We start from the raw sequence: 18,343 nt of genomic DNA, 5'->3' as shown, positions 1-18,343 counted from the left end.
CAGCCGATGCTAGGTTTATGTTAAAATGAAGTGCATTATTTTTTAAAGGAGGCAGAAGTTTTGGGAGAACAAACGCTAGGAAAAAAAGAGCGTTTTAAGCTACTGCTGCAGCAGTTAGAGTTAACGAGTGACCAAGTTGTTCCTTATTTTGACCAAGCCTCAATTGAGAAGGTAGTCATTAATAAAGAACAAAAAAAATGGCACTTTTACTTTCAATTTCAACGAGTGCTTCCGTTTAATGTGTATGAGCTTTTTCAAACACGTATTCGGTCAGCTTTCTCACATATAGCAAACGTCTCTTTTTCTATTACGGCAGAGACGAAAGAATGTACACAGGACGACATTCAAAGCTACTGGCAACATTGTATCAGTGAACTTCAAGGTATTTCGCCTTTACTTATGTCGCTTTTACAAGGACAAAGGCCAACGCTAAATGGTGTAAAGCTAGTATTAAATGCAAGACATGAGGCGGAAGGAACGGCTCTGCGAAAAAAATATGGTCAGCTAATTGCCGACCAGTATTCGTCCTATGGTTTTCCACAGATGCAGCTGGTAACAGAGGTTGTGCATTCTGAGGAAGCTTTTCAACAGTTTGTTGAGCAGCGCAAGCAGGAAGATACAGAAAAAGTGCTTCAGGCCATTACTGAAATGCAGAATAAAGAAAACGATAAAAGTGATGGGCCAGATTTACCAAAAGGTCCGCTTACAATCGGTTATACAATTAAAGATGAAGTGGTCTCACTTGATACCATTGTTGATGAAGAGAAGAGAATTGCTGTACAAGGCTATGTATTTGATGCTGAAACAAGAGAGCTTCGAAGCGGCCGTACGCTATTAATCTTTAAAATTACAGACTATACAAATTCCATTATGATTAAGATGTTCTCACGCGATAAAGAAGATATTCCACTGCTTCAAGCAATTAAAAAAGGCATGTGGGTGAAAGTACGAGGCAGTGTACAAAATGATACGTTTGTACGCGATCTTGTTATGATTGGAAACGATGTGAATGAAATTTCACCAATTACAAGACAGGATAAAGCTTCTGATGACGAAAAGCGTGTTGAGCTTCATCTCCATACACCGATGAGTCAAATGGACGCTGTAACATCGGTAAGCACATTGGTTGGTCAAGCTAAAAAGTGGGGACATAAAGCCATTGCCGTAACGGACCATGCTGTAGCACAATCTTTCCCTGAAGCATACGGTGCGGGAAAGAAAAACGGGATTAAAATTTTATATGGTGTCGAAGCAAATCTCGTGGATGACGGTGTGCCGATTGCATATAATCCTCAAGATGTTTCGCTTCCAGATGCCACGTATATCGTATTTGACGTAGAAACAACTGGTTTATCAGCCGTGTATGACACGGTCATTGAGCTGGCTGCTGTTAAAATGAAAGAGGGAGAAATCATTGATAAGTTTGAAAGCTTTGCTAACCCGCATCACCCTCTTTCAGCTACAACAATTGAATTAACGGGCATTACAGACGATATGGTCCAAGATGCGCCTGATGCTTCAGAGGTATTAAAGAAGTTCAGCGATTGGATTGGAAATGACATTTTAGTTGCACATAACGCGAGCTTTGACATGGGCTTTTTAAATGCAGGATTACAGCGAGCTGGATTTGAAAAAGTGCAAAATGGTGTGATTGATACCTTAGAGCTAGCAAGGTTTTTATATCCACATATGAAAAATCATCGTTTGAACACGTTAGCGAAAAAGTTTGATGTAGAGCTAGTCCAGCATCACCGTGCGATTTATGATGCTGAAACAACTGGTTATTTACTAGTCAAAATGTTAAAAGATGCGTTTGAACGTGATATCTTAAATCATAATCAGCTTAACGATTATATGGGAGAAGGGAATGCTTACCAGCGCGCACGCCCGTATCATGTAACGATGTTGGCTCAAAATGAAACAGGCTTAAAAAACTTGTTTAAGCTCATTTCAATGTCTCATTTAAACTATTTCTATCGTGTACCGCGTATCCCGCGTTCCAAACTTCAAAAGTTTCGAGAAGGGATTTTAATCGGGACTGCTTGCGACCGCGGTGAAGTATTCGAAGGAATGATGCAAAAAGGTATCGATGAAGTGCAAGAAGCGGCAGAATTCTATGATTACATTGAAGTACAGCCGCCTGAAAACTACAAGCACCTCATCGAACTAGAGCTGGTGCGAGATGAGCGAGCGTTAAAAGACATTATTAACAATATTGTGAAGCTCGGTGAAAAGTTAGAGAAGCCTGTAGTTGCTACTGGAAACGTTCATTATCTGAATCCAGAAGATAAAATATATCGAAAAATATTAATTAGTTCACAGGGTGGCGCTAATCCGCTTAATCGTCATCAGCTACCGGACGTTCATTTCCGCACAACAGATGAAATGTTGGAGTGCTTCTCATTTTTAGGTGCTGATAAAGCCAAGGAAATTGTCGTAGCCAATACGCAAAAAGTTGCTGATATGATTGAAGAAGTTAAGCCGATTAAAGACGACTTATATACGCCGAAAATTGAAGGTGCCGATGAAGAAATGAGGGCGATGAGCTATGCGATGGCTAGAAGCATCTATGGAGACGATTTGCCTGAAGTTGTTGAAGCAAGGTTGGAAAAAGAGTTAAAAAGTATCATTGGTCACGGCTTCGCGGTTATTTATCTAATTTCTCATAAGCTTGTAAAGAAATCGCTAGATGACGGCTATCTCGTTGGGTCGCGTGGTTCTGTCGGATCTTCATTTGTAGCGACGATGACGGAAATTACCGAAGTAAATCCACTGCCGCCGCACTATGTTTGCCCTTCATGTAAGCATTCGGAGTTTTTTGATGACGGTTCGGTAGGTTCTGGATTTGACCTCCCTGATAAAAGTTGCGTCGAATGTGGCACTCCGTATAAAAAAGACGGACATGACATTCCGTTTGAAACGTTCCTTGGTTTCAAAGGAGATAAAGTACCGGATATCGATTTGAGTGCGTCACGTTGCTAATTGAAAAGATTAGCCACTAGCTATAATGCTAGGAGAACTACTATTTCGAAGTGTGGAATGATGGGGTAACGCCCTGAAACACACTCACTGAAGCTGCGGCAGGCATAAGAAGTAATGCAAAAACAACTTTTGTCTGAAGCCCGCTAAAGTAGGCTGAAGGTCACCCTAACAGTACGGCTGAGGAAAGGGAGCTATAAAGCTTCTGTGAACGATAGGTCTGGTGTCTATAAAATCTATATGGTTAGAATCAGTAGAATAACTGGGACGAACCCTCGATTGACTTCTCGTGAATGTCACATATCAGAAATGATATGGGTTCCTAATAGGAATTTTGAGTGTGGATGAGTAAACGTTTGGTTATGAAAGTCCATACTGTGTTACAGGCACAGTCAAGCTCAACGGGATTTAGGGGGAACCTAAGTAGATTATGTAAAGATAGAAATAGTGGAACGTGAGAAGCTTCCAACACATCAGAAGGTTGCACTTCGTTAAAAGTGTTTCTATGGAAAAGTAACAGCTATAACATAGATTTATGGAAGTGGCAGTGATGCCGTAGTACCGCTTACAAGATTGCCTATGATGACTGAATAACCAATAAGTCGGAGGATAAAACACTCTTGAGGGAAGGGCATTAGTCGTTAACGTCGAAACAAACCTACAAAAGTCAGGTTCTAGTAAGACTTAAAGAAACGAAAACTTTCGAGAGGAAGTGATTAGTTGACTGACTTAATGATACAAAAGTTGAGAAATAACGAATACTTTGGTATGCAAGGCCAGTTGGATAATCTTTATGAAGAAAGCGCAAATGGTAGATACTTTAAAAACCTTTATGATTTTATTGTATCGGAAGAGAACATTAGATTAGCGTATCGAAATATCAAAAGTAATACTGGAAGCAAAACAAAAGGCACAAATGGACATACCATTAAATATTTACAAAGAATGGATATTAACAAGCTTGTTGCAATAACAAGAAAAAGACTTAAATACTACGAACCACATTCTGTTAAAAGGGTATTGATACCTAAACTTAATGGCGATAAGAGACCACTTGGAATTCCCACAATAGAGGACAGATTAATTCAACAGATGTTTTTGCAAATTCTTGAACCTATTGTGGAAGCAAAGTTTAACTCAAATAGTTTTGGGTTTAGACCGAAAAGAAGTACCCACGACGCTTTGGCTAGATGTTATCATCTAGTAAATCACAGCTTCAATCATTATGTGGTTGATGTAGATATAAAAGGATTTTTCGATAATGTTAATCACACCAAGCTTCTCAAACAACTATGGACCATCGGGATACGGGACAAAAAAGTATTATCAATTATTAAGAAAATGCTGAAAGCCGAAGTCAAAGGAATTGGAGTACCAGAGAAAGGCACGCCACAAGGCGGGATATTATCACCACTACTCGCAAATGTTGTATTAAACGAGTTAGATTGGTGGATATCAAACCAATGGGAAACAAAACCTACGAAAATACCTTATAAATTAAAACGAAACAAAACAGATGCTCTTAAAAAGACGAAACTCAAACCGATGTACCTAGTAAGATATGCGGATGACTTTAAAATCTTTACGAACTCATACAATAATGCCAAGAAAATCAAAATAGCCGTCGAAAAATGGTTACAAGAAAGACTTGGCTTAGAGACAAGCAAAGAGAAAAGCAAAATCACAAATATCCGAAAAAATGGTACAGACTTTTTGGGAGTACGGTTCAGAGCCGTTAAAAAGGGAACTGGAAAAACAGGATATATAGTAAACTCAAAAATGTGTCCTAAATCTAAAAATAAGGTAGAAGAAGTAATTAGGCATAAGTTAGTAAAGATAAGAAAAAGTCCTACACCAGAAAAGATTATGATGTACAACGCCAATATCCTTGGAATGCAGAACTATTACAGAATAGCTACAAGAGTATCCCAAGACTTTAATGATATAAGGCATAGAGTACACAAAAATATTAAATCACTTTTATACAGAAATATTTTTAACTTTACTCAAGAGAAAAACAAAGTGATTGAAAAATTTTACACTGGTTACCGATGTCCTAGATTTAAAAGTAATGGCATTTTAGTATATCCGATGGAAGCAGTTAAACACGATATCCGAGGTCAACGCAAGCCAGAATTTACAATCTATAATGCTAAAGACCGAAAAGCCATTCACAAAGAGATTAAAAACGTATCCGTTACTGAAATTGAAATGTTTAGAAAAGGTACTTATAAGTCCAAGAGCGTAAAATACGAAGACAATCGTCTAAGTAAATACGTTGCCCAGAAAGGTTGCTGCGGAATAACGGGTGAAAGATTAACCCCGTTTAATGCAATATGTCACCACAAGAAACCAACTGCCCAAGGCGGAACTGATGACTACGATAATCTAATAATTATCAAAAAAGACTACCATATGTTAATTCATAATAACAATCCAACGACAAATCCAAAGTACAAAGCAATACTTGAAACTTTTGATTTAAAAGCAATTAAAAACCTAAATCAGTTAAGAACGGAAGTAGGAAATCCAAAACTTAGCTGAGTAACTTCGACAATGTTAACGATGGAACGCCGTATGACACTGAAAGGGTCACGTACGGTGTGAGATGGGGGAAAAGCTGGAGATAACTTCAAATGCTTACCTATCATCATACTTCTCTGGTGAATATCAGCCAAGAGCGCATAACTATACAAAAGTGCTGTTTGGAGAAGACAACGTATACCGTGCTGGAACAATCGGTACCGTTGCAGAGAAAACGGCGTATGGATATGTAAAGGGATACGCTGGAGATCATGAATTGCATTTGCGAAATGCGGAAGTTGATCGATTAGTAGCAGGGTGTACAGGAGTAAAACGAACAACAGGTCAGCACCCTGGAGGAATTATCGTTGTACCAGACTATATGGATATCTATGACTTTACACCAATTCAGTTCCCAGCAGATGATCGAAACTCTGAGTGGCGTACAACTCATTTTGACTTCCACTCTATTCATGACAATCTCTTAAAGCTTGATATTTTAGGGCACGATGACCCTACGGTTATTCGTATGCTACAAGACTTAAGTGGAATTGATCCAAAGACCATTCCGACAGATGACCCTGAAGTCATGAAGATCTTTAGCGGAACGGAATCTTTAGGTGTAACAGAAGAGCAGATTATGTGTAAAACAGGAACTCTTGGTATCCCTGAATTCGGTACTCGATTTGTTCGCCAAATGTTGGAGGATACAAAACCATCTACGTTCTCAGAACTTGTTCAAATTTCTGGGCTATCTCACGGAACGGATGTATGGCTAGGAAATGCGCAAGAGTTAATTCGTAATAATATTTGTAACCTAAGTGAAGTAATTGGCTGTCGTGATGATATTATGGTGTATTTAATTTATCAAGGGTTAGAGCCTTCCTTAGCGTTTAAAATTATGGAGTCAGTTCGTAAAGGGAAAGGGTTGACCCCTGAATTCGAAGAAGAAATGATTAAAAACGGCGTGCCAGATTGGTACATTGATTCGTGTAAAAAGATTAAGTACATGTTCCCGAAAGCCCATGCAGCAGCATACGTTTTAATGGCTGTACGTATTGCGTATTTTAAAGTTCATCATGCGCTTTTATATTATGCAGCATATTTCACAGTACGCGCCGATGACTTCGATATTGACACAATGATCAAGGGTTCGACTGCTATTCGGGCGAAAATGGAAGAAATCAATGGTAAGGGACTTGATGCTTCTCCGAAAGAGAAGAACTTATTAACAGTGCTTGAACTTGCGCTTGAAATGTGTGAGCGTGGCTATTCATTCAAAAAAGTTGATTTGTATGAATCGAGTGCAGATGAGTTTATTATTGATGGTACATCGTTAATTCCACCATTTAATTCCATTCCCGGATTGGGTACTAATGCGGCTTTAAATATTGTGAAAGCTCGCAAGGATGGAGAGTTTTTATCAAAAGAAGATCTACAGCAAAGAGGAAAAGTATCAAAAACAATTCTAGAGTATTTAGACAATCACGGTTGCTTAGAAAGCTTGCCAGATCAAAACCAACTTTCACTTTTCTAACATTTGCATAAAATAAGCGGTTATGATATAGTGAATGTGGAAATGCTAAGGATACGGACGAGTAAAGAGTGGGGAAACCCGCTCTTTCTTATTGATATGAACTTACGAACTAGTAAGGAGTATGGGAAACGAATCGGCGGTTAGCATGATTCGTTTTTTCTGTACGTGCATGCTTTTTGACTCGAGACGTTCTAGCATCGAAACTTAAGTACCGGACTGTATCACGGCGATATGAATTGAAAACATTCATTATTATTTTCATCATTCTTACTCATTAGTATATCGTGCGTATGTACCAGCTTCATACTAGGTATTGAAAGGACAGTATCAAATGTGTCCACTCTTTTTTAGATAAGAGACATAGATTTTGTTGTCTCGAAAGGAGGATTAGAAATGGGCAAAAGCGTAAAAGAAACAGTAGAAGAAATGGTTACGCCAATTTTAGAAGAAATGAACTTAGAGCTAGTGGAAATAGAGTATGTAAAAGAAGGGCGCGATTGGTTCCTTCGAGTTTTTATTGATTCTGAAACGGGTGTAGATATTGAAGACTGCGGAGCTGTAAGCGAAAAGCTTAGCGAGAAAATGGATGAAGTTGATCCAATCACACATAACTATTTTCTTGAAGTATCCTCTCCAGGTGCTGAGCGACCTTTAAAGAAGGACAAAGACTTTGAACGTTCAATCGGTAAGCATGTATACATAAAAACATATGAGCCAATTGAAGGAGCAAAGGAGTTTGAAGGCGAACTAGTAGCATTTGACGGTACAACAGTAACGTTATCAATTCGCATTAAAACACGTACAAAAACAGTGGAATTACCATATGAAAAAGTTGCGTTTGCTAGGCTGGCAATTGTGTTTTAACGCATTAGCAACTAGTGAATATTAAAGGGGGATTAACCAAAATGAGCAGTGAGTTATTAGATGCCTTGGTAGTTCTTGAAAAAGAAAAAGGCATTAGTAAAGATGTTATTATTGAAGCGATTGAAGCAGCGTTAATTTCTGCTTATAAGCGCAATTTTAATCAAGCGCAAAACGTGCGTGTTGATTTAAATTTAGATCGAGGAACAATGCGCGTATTCGCACGTAAAGACGTTGTAGATGAAGTGTATGATCCACGCTTGGAAATCTCAGTTGAAGAAGCACAAGGGATTAATCCTAACTTTCAATTAGACGACGTTGTAGAAATTGAAGTAACGCCAAAAGACTTCGGTCGCATTGCTGCACAAACAGCGAAGCAAGTTGTAACACAGCGCGTTCGTGAGGCAGAGCGTGGCGTTATCTATTCTGAGTTTAGCGATCGTGAAGAAGACATCATGACAGGAATTGTTCAGCGTCAAGACTCACGCTTTATCTATGTAAGCCTTGGGAAAATCGAAGCTCTATTGCCACAAAGTGAACAAATGCCCAACGAACAATATAAACCACATGACCGTATTAAAGTGTATATCACAAAAGTGGAAAAAACAACAAAAGGTCCTCAAATTTACGTTTCAAGAACACACCCTGGATTACTTAAGCGTTTATTTGAAAAAGAAGTACCAGAAATTTATGATGGTACAGTTGAATTAAAGTCAGTTGCACGTGAAGCTGGCGATCGTTCTAAAATCTCTGTTCACTCAGAATATGCTGAAGTAGATCCAGTCGGTTCTTGTGTAGGACCAAAAGGTCAACGTGTTCAGGCTGTTGTGAATGAATTAAAAGGTGAGAAAATTGATATCGTTCGCTGGTCAAATGACCCGGTAGAATTTGTGGCAAATGCATTAAGTCCATCAAAAGTATTAGAAGTAATGGTGGATGAAGAGGAAAAAGCAACAACGGTTATCGTGCCAGATTACCAGCTGTCATTAGCAATCGGTAAACGTGGACAAAATGCACGTTTAGCAGCTAAGTTAACAGGATGGAAAATTGACATTAAGAGTCAATCCGAAGCCGAGCAAGAAGGTATTTATATTCAAAAAAGTGATGACATGTTAGTGAGTCAGCATGCATTTGATTCAGACGAAGATGACATGGAATAAGAGGTGAGCCAAATGAACAATCGTAAAAAAGTCCCGATGCGAAAATGTGTGGCCACTGGTGAAATGATGCCTAAAAAAGAGCTAGTACGCGTTGTACGCTCTAAAGAAGGTGAAGTTTCGGTTGACTTAACGGGTAAAAAGTCCGGGCGCGGTGCCTATTTAAGTAAAGATAAAGAAGCCATTTTATTAGCAAAAAAGAAAAATGTCTTATCTACTCACTTGAGCGCACCGATTGAAGATGCAGTTTATGATGAATTGTTGACGCTTGTAGAGAAGGAGAAGCAATGACATTGAATAATGAAAAGTGGCTCTCTTTTTTAGGACTTGCAAATCGAGCACGTAAATTAATTTCTGGTGAAGAGCTTGTAATAGGAGAAGTGCGCAAAAAAAAAGCAAAGCTTGTTCTTTTAGCCGGTGATGCATCAGATAACACAACAAAAAAAGTCATCGACAAATGCACGTATTATCAAATTCCGGTTCGAACCGTTGTGGATCGCTACGTTTTAGGAGAAGCAATCGGTAAAGATGCACGTGTTGTCGTTGCAGTGATGGATAGTGGCTTTGCCAAAAAGCTAATCACGATGCTCGATTAATCTTTTTGGGGGTGAAAATATTGAGTAAAGTTCGCGTACATGAATATGCAAAACAATACAATATTTCAAGCAAAGACGTTATAGAAAAATTAAAAGAAATGAATGTTGAAGTGTCTAACCACATGACAACGTTAGAGGATGAGCATGTGAAAAAACTAGATGCAGCACTAAATAATAATTCAAAACCAAATAATAATGATAAAAAAGGCAACAAAAAGCCAGCAAAACCTGCTGCCAACAAAGGTGGAAAAGGTAATAAAAAGCCTCAGGGAGGAAAAGGAAGACCGGCTCCGGCACAACCAAAAGAACTTCCTGAAAAAATCACATACTCTGAAAGTTTAACAGTTTCTGAATTGGCAAAAGAGTTAGGCAAAGAGCCTTCAGAGATTATTAAAAAGCTGTTCATGGTTGGGGTTATGGCAACAATCAACCAAGAGCTTGAAAAAGAAGCAATTGAATTAATTGCTGGTGAGTATGGCGTAGAAGTGGAAGAAGAAGTTGTGTTAGACGCAACTGATTTTGAAGCAATGGAAATCATTGACGATGAGAAAGACCTTCAAATTCGTCCACCAGTTGTTACAATTATGGGTCACGTAGACCATGGTAAAACAACGCTATTAGATTCAATTCGTAACACGAAGGTAACGGCTGGAGAAGCTGGTGGAATCACGCAGCATATCGGTGCTTACCAAGTTGTGGTAGAAGAGAAGAAGATTACGTTCTTAGATACACCAGGACATGCCGCGTTCACAACAATGCGTGCGCGTGGAGCAAAAGTAACAGATATTACAATTCTTGTTGTTGCAGCTGATGATGGTGTAATGCCACAAACAATTGAAGCAATTAACCACGCGAAAGCTGCTGAAGTACCAATTATCGTAGCTGTTAATAAAATGGATAAAGAAGCAGCAAACCCAGACCGCGTTATGCAAGAACTAATGGAACACGGATTGGTAGCGGAAGAATGGGGTGGCGATACAATCTTCTGTAAGCTATCTGCTCTATCAGGAGAAGGTATTGACCAGCTTCTTGAAATGATCCTATTGGTAAGTGAAGTAGAAGAATTAAAAGCAAACCCAAATCGTCGTGCTGTTGGAACAGTTGTCGAAGCACAGCTTGATAAGGGCCGCGGTTCAGTAGCTACTTTACTTGTTCAAAATGGAACACTAAAAGTTGGAGATCCAATCGTTGTCGGAAACACGTTCGGTCGTGTTCGTGCAATGGTAAACGACATCGGTCGTCGCGTGAAAGAGGTTGGTCCTTCAACTCCAGTTGAGATCACAGGTCTAAACGATGTACCGTTAGCTGGTGACCGCTTCATGGTGTTTGAAGATGAGAAAACAGCTCGTCAAATCGGTGAGCTACGTGCTCAAAAGCAGCTTGAACAACAGCGTGGTGAAAAAACGCGCGTAAGCTTGGATGATTTATTTGAGCAAATCAAGCAAGGTGAAATGAAAGACTTAAACTTAATCGTAAAAGCTGACGTACAAGGTTCTGTTGAAGCTTTAGCAGCATCTTTACAAAAGATTGATGTTGAAGGCGTAAACGTACGCATCATTCACACTGGTGTAGGTGCAATTACAGAATCTGATATCATCTTAGCAACAGCTTCTAATGCAATCGTAATTGGATTTAACGTACGTCCAGATGCAGGTGCAAAACGCACGGCAGAAGCTGAAAAAGTAGATATTCGTCTACATCGTATTATCTACAAAGTGATTGAAGAGATTGAATCAGCGATGAAAGGAATGCTTGATCCTGAGTTTGAAGAAAAAGTTATTGGTCAAGTTGAAGTTCGTCAAACGTTCAAAGTATCTAAAATTGGTACAATTGCCGGCGGTTACGTCACAGAAGGTAAAATTACGCGCCACAGCAGCATCCGTTTAATTCGTGATGGTATCGTTATCTTTGAAGGTGAAGTTGATGCCCTAAAACGATACAAAGATGATGCAAAAGAAGTAGCTCAAGGCTACGAGTGTGGTATTACAATTAAAAACTTCAATGACATTAAAGAAGGCGATGTTATTGAAGCATATGTAATGGAGCAAATCGATCCTAAGTGATTGGATTAGTGGAATGTGAATGTTTAATTTATAACGCGGCCTCACTAAAGGATAAGCGAGCGGTTTTACAGCGGATTTTAATGCGCCTAAAACAAAAGTATAATGTATCGGTATCCGAAACAGATTTTCAAGATGTGTGGCAGCGTACAAAAATTAGCATAGTTGCAGTTTCATCTAGTCGCGTCGCAACGGAACAAGAATTACAAAAAGCAATTGCTCTAATGGATTCTTTTCCAGAAATCGAACGCACTATTACAACCTTTGATTGGTTATAATACCGATTATAAGCAGAAAATTTTTCTGTTGATGAAGTGTTGGAACCAATTGGATTTTTCAAGCTGATTTAATAGCAGTCAGCCTGTTGAAGTGGTATAAAAGGGGTGACACAGTATGAAAATTAGAGCAACTAGAGTCGGTGAACAAATGAAAAAAGAGCTAGGTGAGATTTTAAATCGAAAGATTAAAGATCCACGCATCGGCTTTGTAACGGTTACGGACGTTCAGGTTTCAGGCGATTTGCAGCAAGCAAAAGTATATATCTCTGTATTAGGAGATGCTGAGCAGCGTGAGAATACGTTAAAAGGTCTTGCAAAAGCAAAAGGCTTTATTCGCTCAGAGATTGGTCAGCGCATTCGCTTACGTAAAACACCTGAAATTACATTTGAATTTGATGAGTCAATTGATTATGGTAATCGGATTGAGTCGTTACTTCATGAAATTAAAAAAGAAAGCAACGATGAGCAAGACCATAATTAATGGATGATTAGGGTGCTCAAATGAGCATGATAAAGGGTGTCTCAACAAGTACATGTGCTTTTTGAGGCACCTTTTTTATGGAGGAAAAGGAGTTGAGTAAGTTGGATGGTGTTTTAGTTTTAAATAAGCCAGCGGGGATGACGTCTCATGACTGTGTCTTTAAAGTTAGAAAGCTACTAAAAACAAAAAAAGTAGGTCATACGGGCACGCTTGACCCAGATGTAACAGGTGTACTCCCCATCTGTATCGGTCGCGCAACCAAAATTGTAGAGTATTTAACAGGTGCAACAAAAACGTATGAAGGGGAAGTCACTATTGGTTTTTCTACCACGACGGAAGACTCATCTGGTGATGTGGTGGAAAGAAAAGAGATAAATGCGACGTTTACGCGTGCTCAAATTGAAGAGGTTCTTAAATCCTTAACGGGGACGATTGAACAAGTTCCTCCCATGTATTCAGCCGTAAAAATTAATGGTAAAAAGTTATATGAATACGCAAGGCAAGGGATTGAGATTGAAAGACCTGCGCGTACTATTCAAATTTATCAGTTTGAACTTCTTGATGACCGAGATGTATTTACGGGCGAAAACATTTCATTTCGCTTCCGTGTGACCTGTAGTAAAGGAACGTATGTTAGAACACTTGCTGTTATGATCGGTGAGAAACTTGGTTACCCGTCTCATATGTCTTATTTAAAAAGAACAGGATCGGGTCAGTTTTCTTTAGAGGATTGCTTAACGTTTGAACAGATTGAACTAGCAGTAAAAGAAGGAACAATTCAATCACTTTTACATCCTATTGAGCGTGCGCTCTTTCATTTGCCGAAATTCAAAATAAATGATACATTAGCAGAGAAAGTGAGAAACGGTGCGGTATTACCATGTCCAGAAGATGAATCTTTACTCGAGGGGCAATTTCTAATGGTGGATTCAGCTGGAAAATGCATGGCGATTTATGCGCAGCATCCCACAAAAAAACATTTAATTAAACCGGTAAAAGTCTTAGCAATCGACTGAATTGGTTAAGGAAAAGGTGAAGTGCGTTTTGGAAACGATAGAGATTCGACATCCACATCATTTAGGACGAGAGGTTGTACAGCGTTCTGTTTTAGCTCTTGGATTTTTTGATGGTGTACATTTGGGGCACCAGCAAGTGATTAAAACAGCAAAGCAAATCGCTGATGAGAAAAATGTAGCGAGCGCAGTGATGACTTTCACACCTCATCCATCCGTCATTCTTGGGAAAAACGTTCAGCACGTTGATATGATTACACCTTTAGAAGAAAAAAAACGACTTATTAAAAAACTGGGAATTGACTTTTTATATATAGTGCATTTCGATCGGGCGTTTGCATCTTTATTACCACAAGAGTTTGTTGATCAGTATATTATCGGCTTAAACGTAGAGCATGTTGTGGCAGGATTCGATTATTCATATGGTAAGCTAGGAAAAGGGACGATGGAAACGTTACCTTTTCACTCTCGTTCACAGTTTACGCAGACGGTCGTAGATAAGCTAACAACAAATGAAGAGAAAGTAAGCTCAACGTTAGTTAGACAATTCTTAGCTGATGGTGAAATGGAGAAAGTGAAATTGCTGCTTGGACGTAATTATGAAGTAGAAGGAACGGTCGTTCATGGTGAAAAAAGAGGCAGGCAAATTGGGTTTCCAACGGCAAATGTTTCCTTAGCCGCTGATTATCTCCTGCCAAGAACAGGCGTATACGCAGTGGAGTTAGAGCTAAATAATCAATGGTATCAAGGAGTATGCAATATAGGATATAAACCAACATTTCATGAAGACTTAAAAAAGCCCACAATTGAAGTGCACCTTCTATCATTTAATAAGCAAATTTACGGTGAGCATGTAAGAGTTCGTTGGCATAAGCTCATTCGTAGTGAGCGCAAATTTTCTGGAATTGAAGCGCTAATTGAACAAATTTCATTAGATAAAGAAGAAGCAAACCAGTACTTTTTAGGTGTTTCAAAAAACGTACAATAAACTAAAAGAAAAAGTAGAGATCTTCTTGCTTTTTTGAAAAGAAAGTAGTAATATAACACTTGTATGCAAAACAACCATTGCTTGGCATGACGATTCACCAACGTCTTGCTCGGTAACTGGGGTTTATAAACAAGGAGGTGAATAGGATGGCTATCACACAAGAGCGTAAAAATGAAATCATTAATGAGTACAAAACTCATGCAAACGATACTGGATCTCCAGAGGTTCAAATCGCTGTCCTAACAGAGCAAATTAACAATCTAAACGATCATTTACGTACTCACAAGAAGGACCACCACTCTCGTCGTGGACTTCTAAAAATGGTAGGTAGACGTCGTAACTTACTTAACTATCTTCGTAACAAAGACGTTACTCGTTATCGTGATCTAATCAACAAGCTTGGTTTACGTCGATAATAAGAAGAAAGCGGGAGCATTCCCGCTTTTTTAGTATGTACATTTAGATGTTTTGAAAAGATGCTACATAATGTGAAAAAAGCTATTGTTTTTTAGTATTTCGTTTATAATAAAACTATCACATTTATTTACATACATATATTTTATATGTAGAGAGGGGTACTCGTCGATATGGAACAAGAAAAACGAGTGTTCTCCATGGAACTAGCCGGTAGAAGGCTAGAGGTTGAAGTTGGTCAATTAGCAAAGCAAGCTAACGGAGCAGCACTGATTCGTTATGGAGACACAGTAGTATTAAGCACGTCAACAGCTTCAAAACAAGCGAAAGACGTAGATTTTTTTCCTTTAACAGTTAACTATGAAGAGCGTTTATACGCAGTTGGTAAAATTCCAGGTGGATTTATTAAGCGTGAAGGTCGTCCGAGTGAGAAAGCTATTTTAGCTAGCCGCTTAATTGACCGTCCAATTCGTCCGCTATTCGCAGATGGATTCCGTAACGAAGTACAGGTCGTAAGTGTTGTAATGAGTGTAGATCAAAACTACTCGTCTGAAGTTGCCGCTATGTTTGGTTCTTCTTTATCACTTTCTATCTCTGATATTCCATTCGAAGGCCCAATTGCTGGGGTTATCGTAGGGCGTGTAGACGGTAAATTTGTTGTAAATCCAGGTGTAGAAGACCAAGAAAAAAGCGATATTCATTTAACGGTTGCTGGAACAAAAGACGCTATTAACATGGTTGAAGCTGGTGCAGATGAAGTACCAGAAGAAGTGATGTTAGAAGCAATTATGTTTGGACATGACCAAATTAAGAAGTTAATTGAATTCCAAGAAGAAATTGTTGCAGCTGTTGGTAAAGAGAAAATGGAAGTGCAACTTTATACAGTAGATGCAGACTTAGAAAGACAAGTGCGTGAAATTGCAGAAGCAGACATGAACCGAGCTGTTCAAGTTCAAGAAAAGCATGCTCGTGAAGAAGCAATTAGCGAAGTAAAAGCAGCGGTAATTGCGCAGTTTGAAGAGCAACAAGTTGAAGCTGATGTATTAGGTCAAGTCAGTGAGATCTTATCTAAGCTTGTTAAAAGCGAAGTGCGTCGTCTAATTACAGAAGAAAAAGTGCGTCCAGATGGTCGAAGCATTGACGAAATTCGACCATTATCATCTGAAGTTGGCTTATTGCCGCGTACACACGGCTCTGGGTTATTCACGCGTGGACAAACGCAGGCACTTAGCATTTGTACACTAGGAGCGCTTGGAGATGTGCAAATTCTAGATGGCTTAAGCGTAGAAGAATCTAAACGCTTTATGCATCACTATAATTTCCCTTCTTTCAGCGTAGGTGAGACAAGACCAATGCGTGGACCTGGACGTCGTGAAATCGGTCATGGAGCACTTGGTGAACGTGCATTAGAGCCTGTTATTCCAACAGAAAAAGATTTCCCATACACAATCCGCCTTGTATCTGAAGTGTTAGAATCAAACGGTTCAACGTCTCAAGCAAGTATTTGTGCAAGTACGCTTGCAATGATGGATGCTGGGGTTCCAATTAAAGCTCCTGTAGCGGGTATTGCAATGGGTCTTATTAAATCGGGTGAGCATTACTCAATTTTAACTGATATCCAGGGAATGGAAGATCACTTAGGTGATATGGACTTTAAAGTAGCGGGAACAGCAAAAGGTGTTACTGCGTTACAAATGGATATTAAAATTGATGGCCTATCTCGTGAAATCTTAGAAGAGGCTCTTCAACAAGCACAAAAAGGACGCATGCAGATCTTAGATCACATGATTTCTACAATTAATACACCTCGTGAAGAGCTGTCTCAGTACGCTCCGAAAATCTTGACGATGGCAATCAATCCAGACAAGATTCGTGATGTTATTGGACCAAGTGGTAAACAAATTAATAAGATCATTGAAGAAACTGGTGTTAAGATTGATATTGAACAAGATGGTACAATCTTTATCTCATCAATTGACCAAGAGATGAACCTAAAAGCGAAGAAAATCATTGAAGATCTTGTTCGTGAAGTTGAAGCTGGACAAATGTATCTAGGTAAAGTTAAACGCATCGAGAAGTTTGGTGCATTTGTTGAAATTTTCAGCGGTAAAGATGGCCTTGTTCATATTTCTGAGCTTGCTGAAGAACGTATTGGTAAAGTGGAAGACGTTGTTGCTATCGGTGATGAAATTCTTGTAAAAGTAATGGAAATCGACAAGCAAGGTCGCGTTAACTTATCAAGGAAAGCAGTTCTGAAAGAGCAAAAAGAAAAAGAAGAGCAGGCAAAAGAAACAAAATAATTGCCTTGTTATTCCCCCACGCAGTCTAACTGATGTGGGGGTTTTATTACATTGGCTTGAAGACGCTGTTCTACCTTGTCCTTTTTCTACATACTTTGTATGGAAAAGGGGGAAGGATAAGTGAAACGTTCAATCATTCAATTTACTGCATTTTTATTTTTACTTGCAATTACATATAAATCAATTTATAATCCGTTTGCTACTGATTATGTAGAAGCATTTCAGACAACGGTTGAGCAAGCTGGTGTCGAAAGAAACGACCTATATCAGAAGATTGCCGAGAAAGCAAAGATATATAACGTTAAGCCTTCTAATGCAGCCATTGACCCAGTCTGGAAGAAAACGCCGGGTTACAATGGAATCGCTGTAGATGTAAAGGCTTCCTATGAGAATATGAAAAAAAGCGGTAAGTTTAATGAAGATAAGCTGGTTTATAAACAAATAAAGCCAAAGGTGCATTTAGATGATCTTCCATCTGAAGCTATCTATCGTGGACACCCTGAAAAGCCTATGGTATCGTTTACGATAAATGTGGCCTGGGGAAATGAATATTTACCAGATATGCTTCAAACTTTAAAGAAGCACGATGCAAAAGCAACGTTTTTTTTAGAAGGAAGATGGGTTAAAAATAACCCTGAGTTGGCAAAGATGATTGTAGATGAGGGACATGAAGTTGGAAATCATTCCTACTCGCATCCTAACATGGCTACATTATCATCAGGACAAATTGTTGATCAATTAAAGAAAACGAATGAAGTAATTACGGCTACTACTGGTAAGAAAGTAAAGTGGTTTGCGCCCCCAAGCGGTAGCTTTCGAAAAGAAGTAGTAACGTTAGCTTCAGAGCAAAAAATGAGTACAATTATGTGGACAGTAGATACAATTGATTGGCAAAAGCCGACAAAAGATGTGCTGATTAATCGCGTGATGAAAAAAATTCATCCAGGTGCAATCGTGCTGATGCATCCTACTGAGGCTACAGCGAATTCATTGGATCAGCTGTTAACGGATATTGAGAAAAAAGGGTTAGATGTTACGACGGTAACGATGCTGCTTGATGAAGAAAGAATGGTCAGTTATCGTAAAGATTAACGGATATCAAGCGTATTTTTCTTATAAACGTATCCCATTAAAATGAAGCAAATGACAAAGGAGG

The 18,343-nt window shown here is 39.0% G+C and carries 13 protein-coding genes and 2 pseudogenes; all 15 read left to right on the top strand.

What is annotated here, in order from left to right:
* Window positions 1-60 precede the first annotated feature (60 nt).
* Window positions 61-2,973: pseudogene (locus AC1UFB_RS01880) on the top strand (PolC-type DNA polymerase III); the annotation flags it as partial.
* Window positions 2,974-3,699: 726 nt separating this feature from the next.
* Complete coding sequence (gene ltrA, locus AC1UFB_RS01875; RefSeq protein WP_482588412.1) at window positions 3,700-5,523, top strand: group II intron reverse transcriptase/maturase; 1,824 nt, start codon at window positions 3,700-3,702, stop codon at window positions 5,521-5,523.
* Window positions 5,524-5,635: 112 nt separating this feature from the next.
* A pseudogene (locus AC1UFB_RS01870) lies at window positions 5,636-7,039 on the top strand (PolC-type DNA polymerase III); the annotation flags it as partial.
* Between the two features lie 393 nt (window positions 7,040-7,432).
* The gene (gene rimP, locus AC1UFB_RS01865) at window positions 7,433-7,903 is read left to right on the top strand and encodes a ribosome maturation factor RimP (RefSeq protein ID WP_025908947.1); all 471 of its coding nucleotides are present in this window, start codon (window positions 7,433-7,435) and stop codon (window positions 7,901-7,903) included.
* Between the two features lie 41 nt (window positions 7,904-7,944).
* Complete coding sequence (gene nusA / locus AC1UFB_RS01860) at window positions 7,945-9,060, top strand: transcription termination factor NusA (RefSeq protein WP_025908946.1); 1,116 nt, start codon at window positions 7,945-7,947, stop codon at window positions 9,058-9,060.
* A 12-nt stretch (window positions 9,061-9,072) separates the two neighbouring features.
* A complete protein-coding gene (gene rnpM, locus AC1UFB_RS01855; RefSeq protein ID WP_025908945.1) occupies window positions 9,073-9,348 on the top strand; it encodes an RNase P modulator RnpM in 276 nt (91 codons plus the stop codon).
* Window positions 9,345-9,653 (top strand): YlxQ family RNA-binding protein, encoded by a 309-nt coding sequence (locus AC1UFB_RS01850; protein WP_100346932.1) that lies wholly within the window; start codon window positions 9,345-9,347, stop codon window positions 9,651-9,653. The genes rnpM and AC1UFB_RS01850 overlap by 4 nt, the downstream gene beginning before the upstream one ends.
* Window positions 9,654-9,673: 20 nt before the next feature.
* Window positions 9,674-11,716, top strand: coding sequence for a translation initiation factor IF-2 (gene infB / locus AC1UFB_RS01845; protein WP_482588410.1), 2,043 nt, complete (start codon window positions 9,674-9,676; stop codon window positions 11,714-11,716).
* Window positions 11,713-11,991 carry a DUF503 domain-containing protein gene (locus AC1UFB_RS01840; RefSeq protein WP_025908942.1) on the top strand — a complete coding sequence of 93 codons (279 nt, stop codon included), beginning with the start codon at window positions 11,713-11,715 and terminating at the stop codon, window positions 11,989-11,991. The genes infB and AC1UFB_RS01840 overlap by 4 nt, the downstream gene beginning before the upstream one ends.
* A 115-nt stretch (window positions 11,992-12,106) precedes the next feature.
* Window positions 12,107-12,472, top strand: a complete 366-nt coding sequence (gene rbfA / locus AC1UFB_RS01835) for a 30S ribosome-binding factor RbfA (RefSeq protein ID WP_025908941.1) — start codon at window positions 12,107-12,109, stop codon at window positions 12,470-12,472.
* A gap of 101 nt (window positions 12,473-12,573) precedes the next feature.
* Entirely contained in the window at window positions 12,574-13,488 is a 915-nt protein-coding gene (gene truB, locus AC1UFB_RS01830; protein WP_100346933.1) for a tRNA pseudouridine(55) synthase TruB, read from the top strand.
* Between the two features lie 28 nt (window positions 13,489-13,516).
* Window positions 13,517-14,473: a bifunctional riboflavin kinase/FAD synthetase gene (gene ribF / locus AC1UFB_RS01825; protein WP_025908939.1), complete on the top strand. Its 957-nt coding sequence runs from the start codon at window positions 13,517-13,519 to the stop codon at window positions 14,471-14,473.
* A gap of 146 nt (window positions 14,474-14,619) precedes the next feature.
* The gene (gene rpsO / locus AC1UFB_RS01820; RefSeq protein ID WP_025908938.1) at window positions 14,620-14,889 is read left to right on the top strand and encodes a 30S ribosomal protein S15; all 270 of its coding nucleotides are present in this window, start codon (window positions 14,620-14,622) and stop codon (window positions 14,887-14,889) included.
* Between the two features lie 171 nt (window positions 14,890-15,060).
* On the top strand, window positions 15,061-17,187 hold the full coding sequence (pnp, locus tag AC1UFB_RS01815) for a polyribonucleotide nucleotidyltransferase (protein ID WP_025908937.1): 2,127 nt from the start codon (window positions 15,061-15,063) through the stop codon (window positions 17,185-17,187).
* A 120-nt stretch (window positions 17,188-17,307) separates the two neighbouring features.
* Window positions 17,308-18,279, top strand: coding sequence for a polysaccharide deacetylase family protein (locus AC1UFB_RS01810; RefSeq protein ID WP_025908936.1), 972 nt, complete (start codon window positions 17,308-17,310; stop codon window positions 18,277-18,279).
* The last annotated feature ends 64 nt before the right edge of the window (window positions 18,280-18,343 follow it).

It is taken from the genome of Priestia sp. KCTC 13724 (assembly GCF_056820425.1).
This window is presented reverse-complemented; position numbering and strand designations above follow the sequence as displayed.

Excerpts from the sequence above, each read along its gene's own strand:
- rimP (WP_025908947.1), top strand. The coding sequence starts at position 7,433 with ATGGGCAAAAGCGTAAAAGAAACAGTAGAAGAAATGGTTACGCCAATT.
- pnp (WP_025908937.1), top strand. The coding sequence starts at position 15,061 with ATGGAACAAGAAAAACGAGTGTTCTCCATGGAACTAGCCGGTAGAAGG.
- rbfA (WP_025908941.1), top strand. The coding sequence starts at position 12,107 with ATGAAAATTAGAGCAACTAGAGTCGGTGAACAAATGAAAAAAGAGCTA.
- nusA (WP_025908946.1), top strand. The coding sequence starts at position 7,945 with ATGAGCAGTGAGTTATTAGATGCCTTGGTAGTTCTTGAAAAAGAAAAA.
- rnpM (WP_025908945.1), top strand. The coding sequence starts at position 9,073 with ATGAACAATCGTAAAAAAGTCCCGATGCGAAAATGTGTGGCCACTGGT.
- AC1UFB_RS01850 (WP_100346932.1), top strand. The coding sequence starts at position 9,345 with ATGACATTGAATAATGAAAAGTGGCTCTCTTTTTTAGGACTTGCAAAT.
- rpsO (WP_025908938.1), top strand. The coding sequence starts at position 14,620 with ATGGCTATCACACAAGAGCGTAAAAATGAAATCATTAATGAGTACAAA.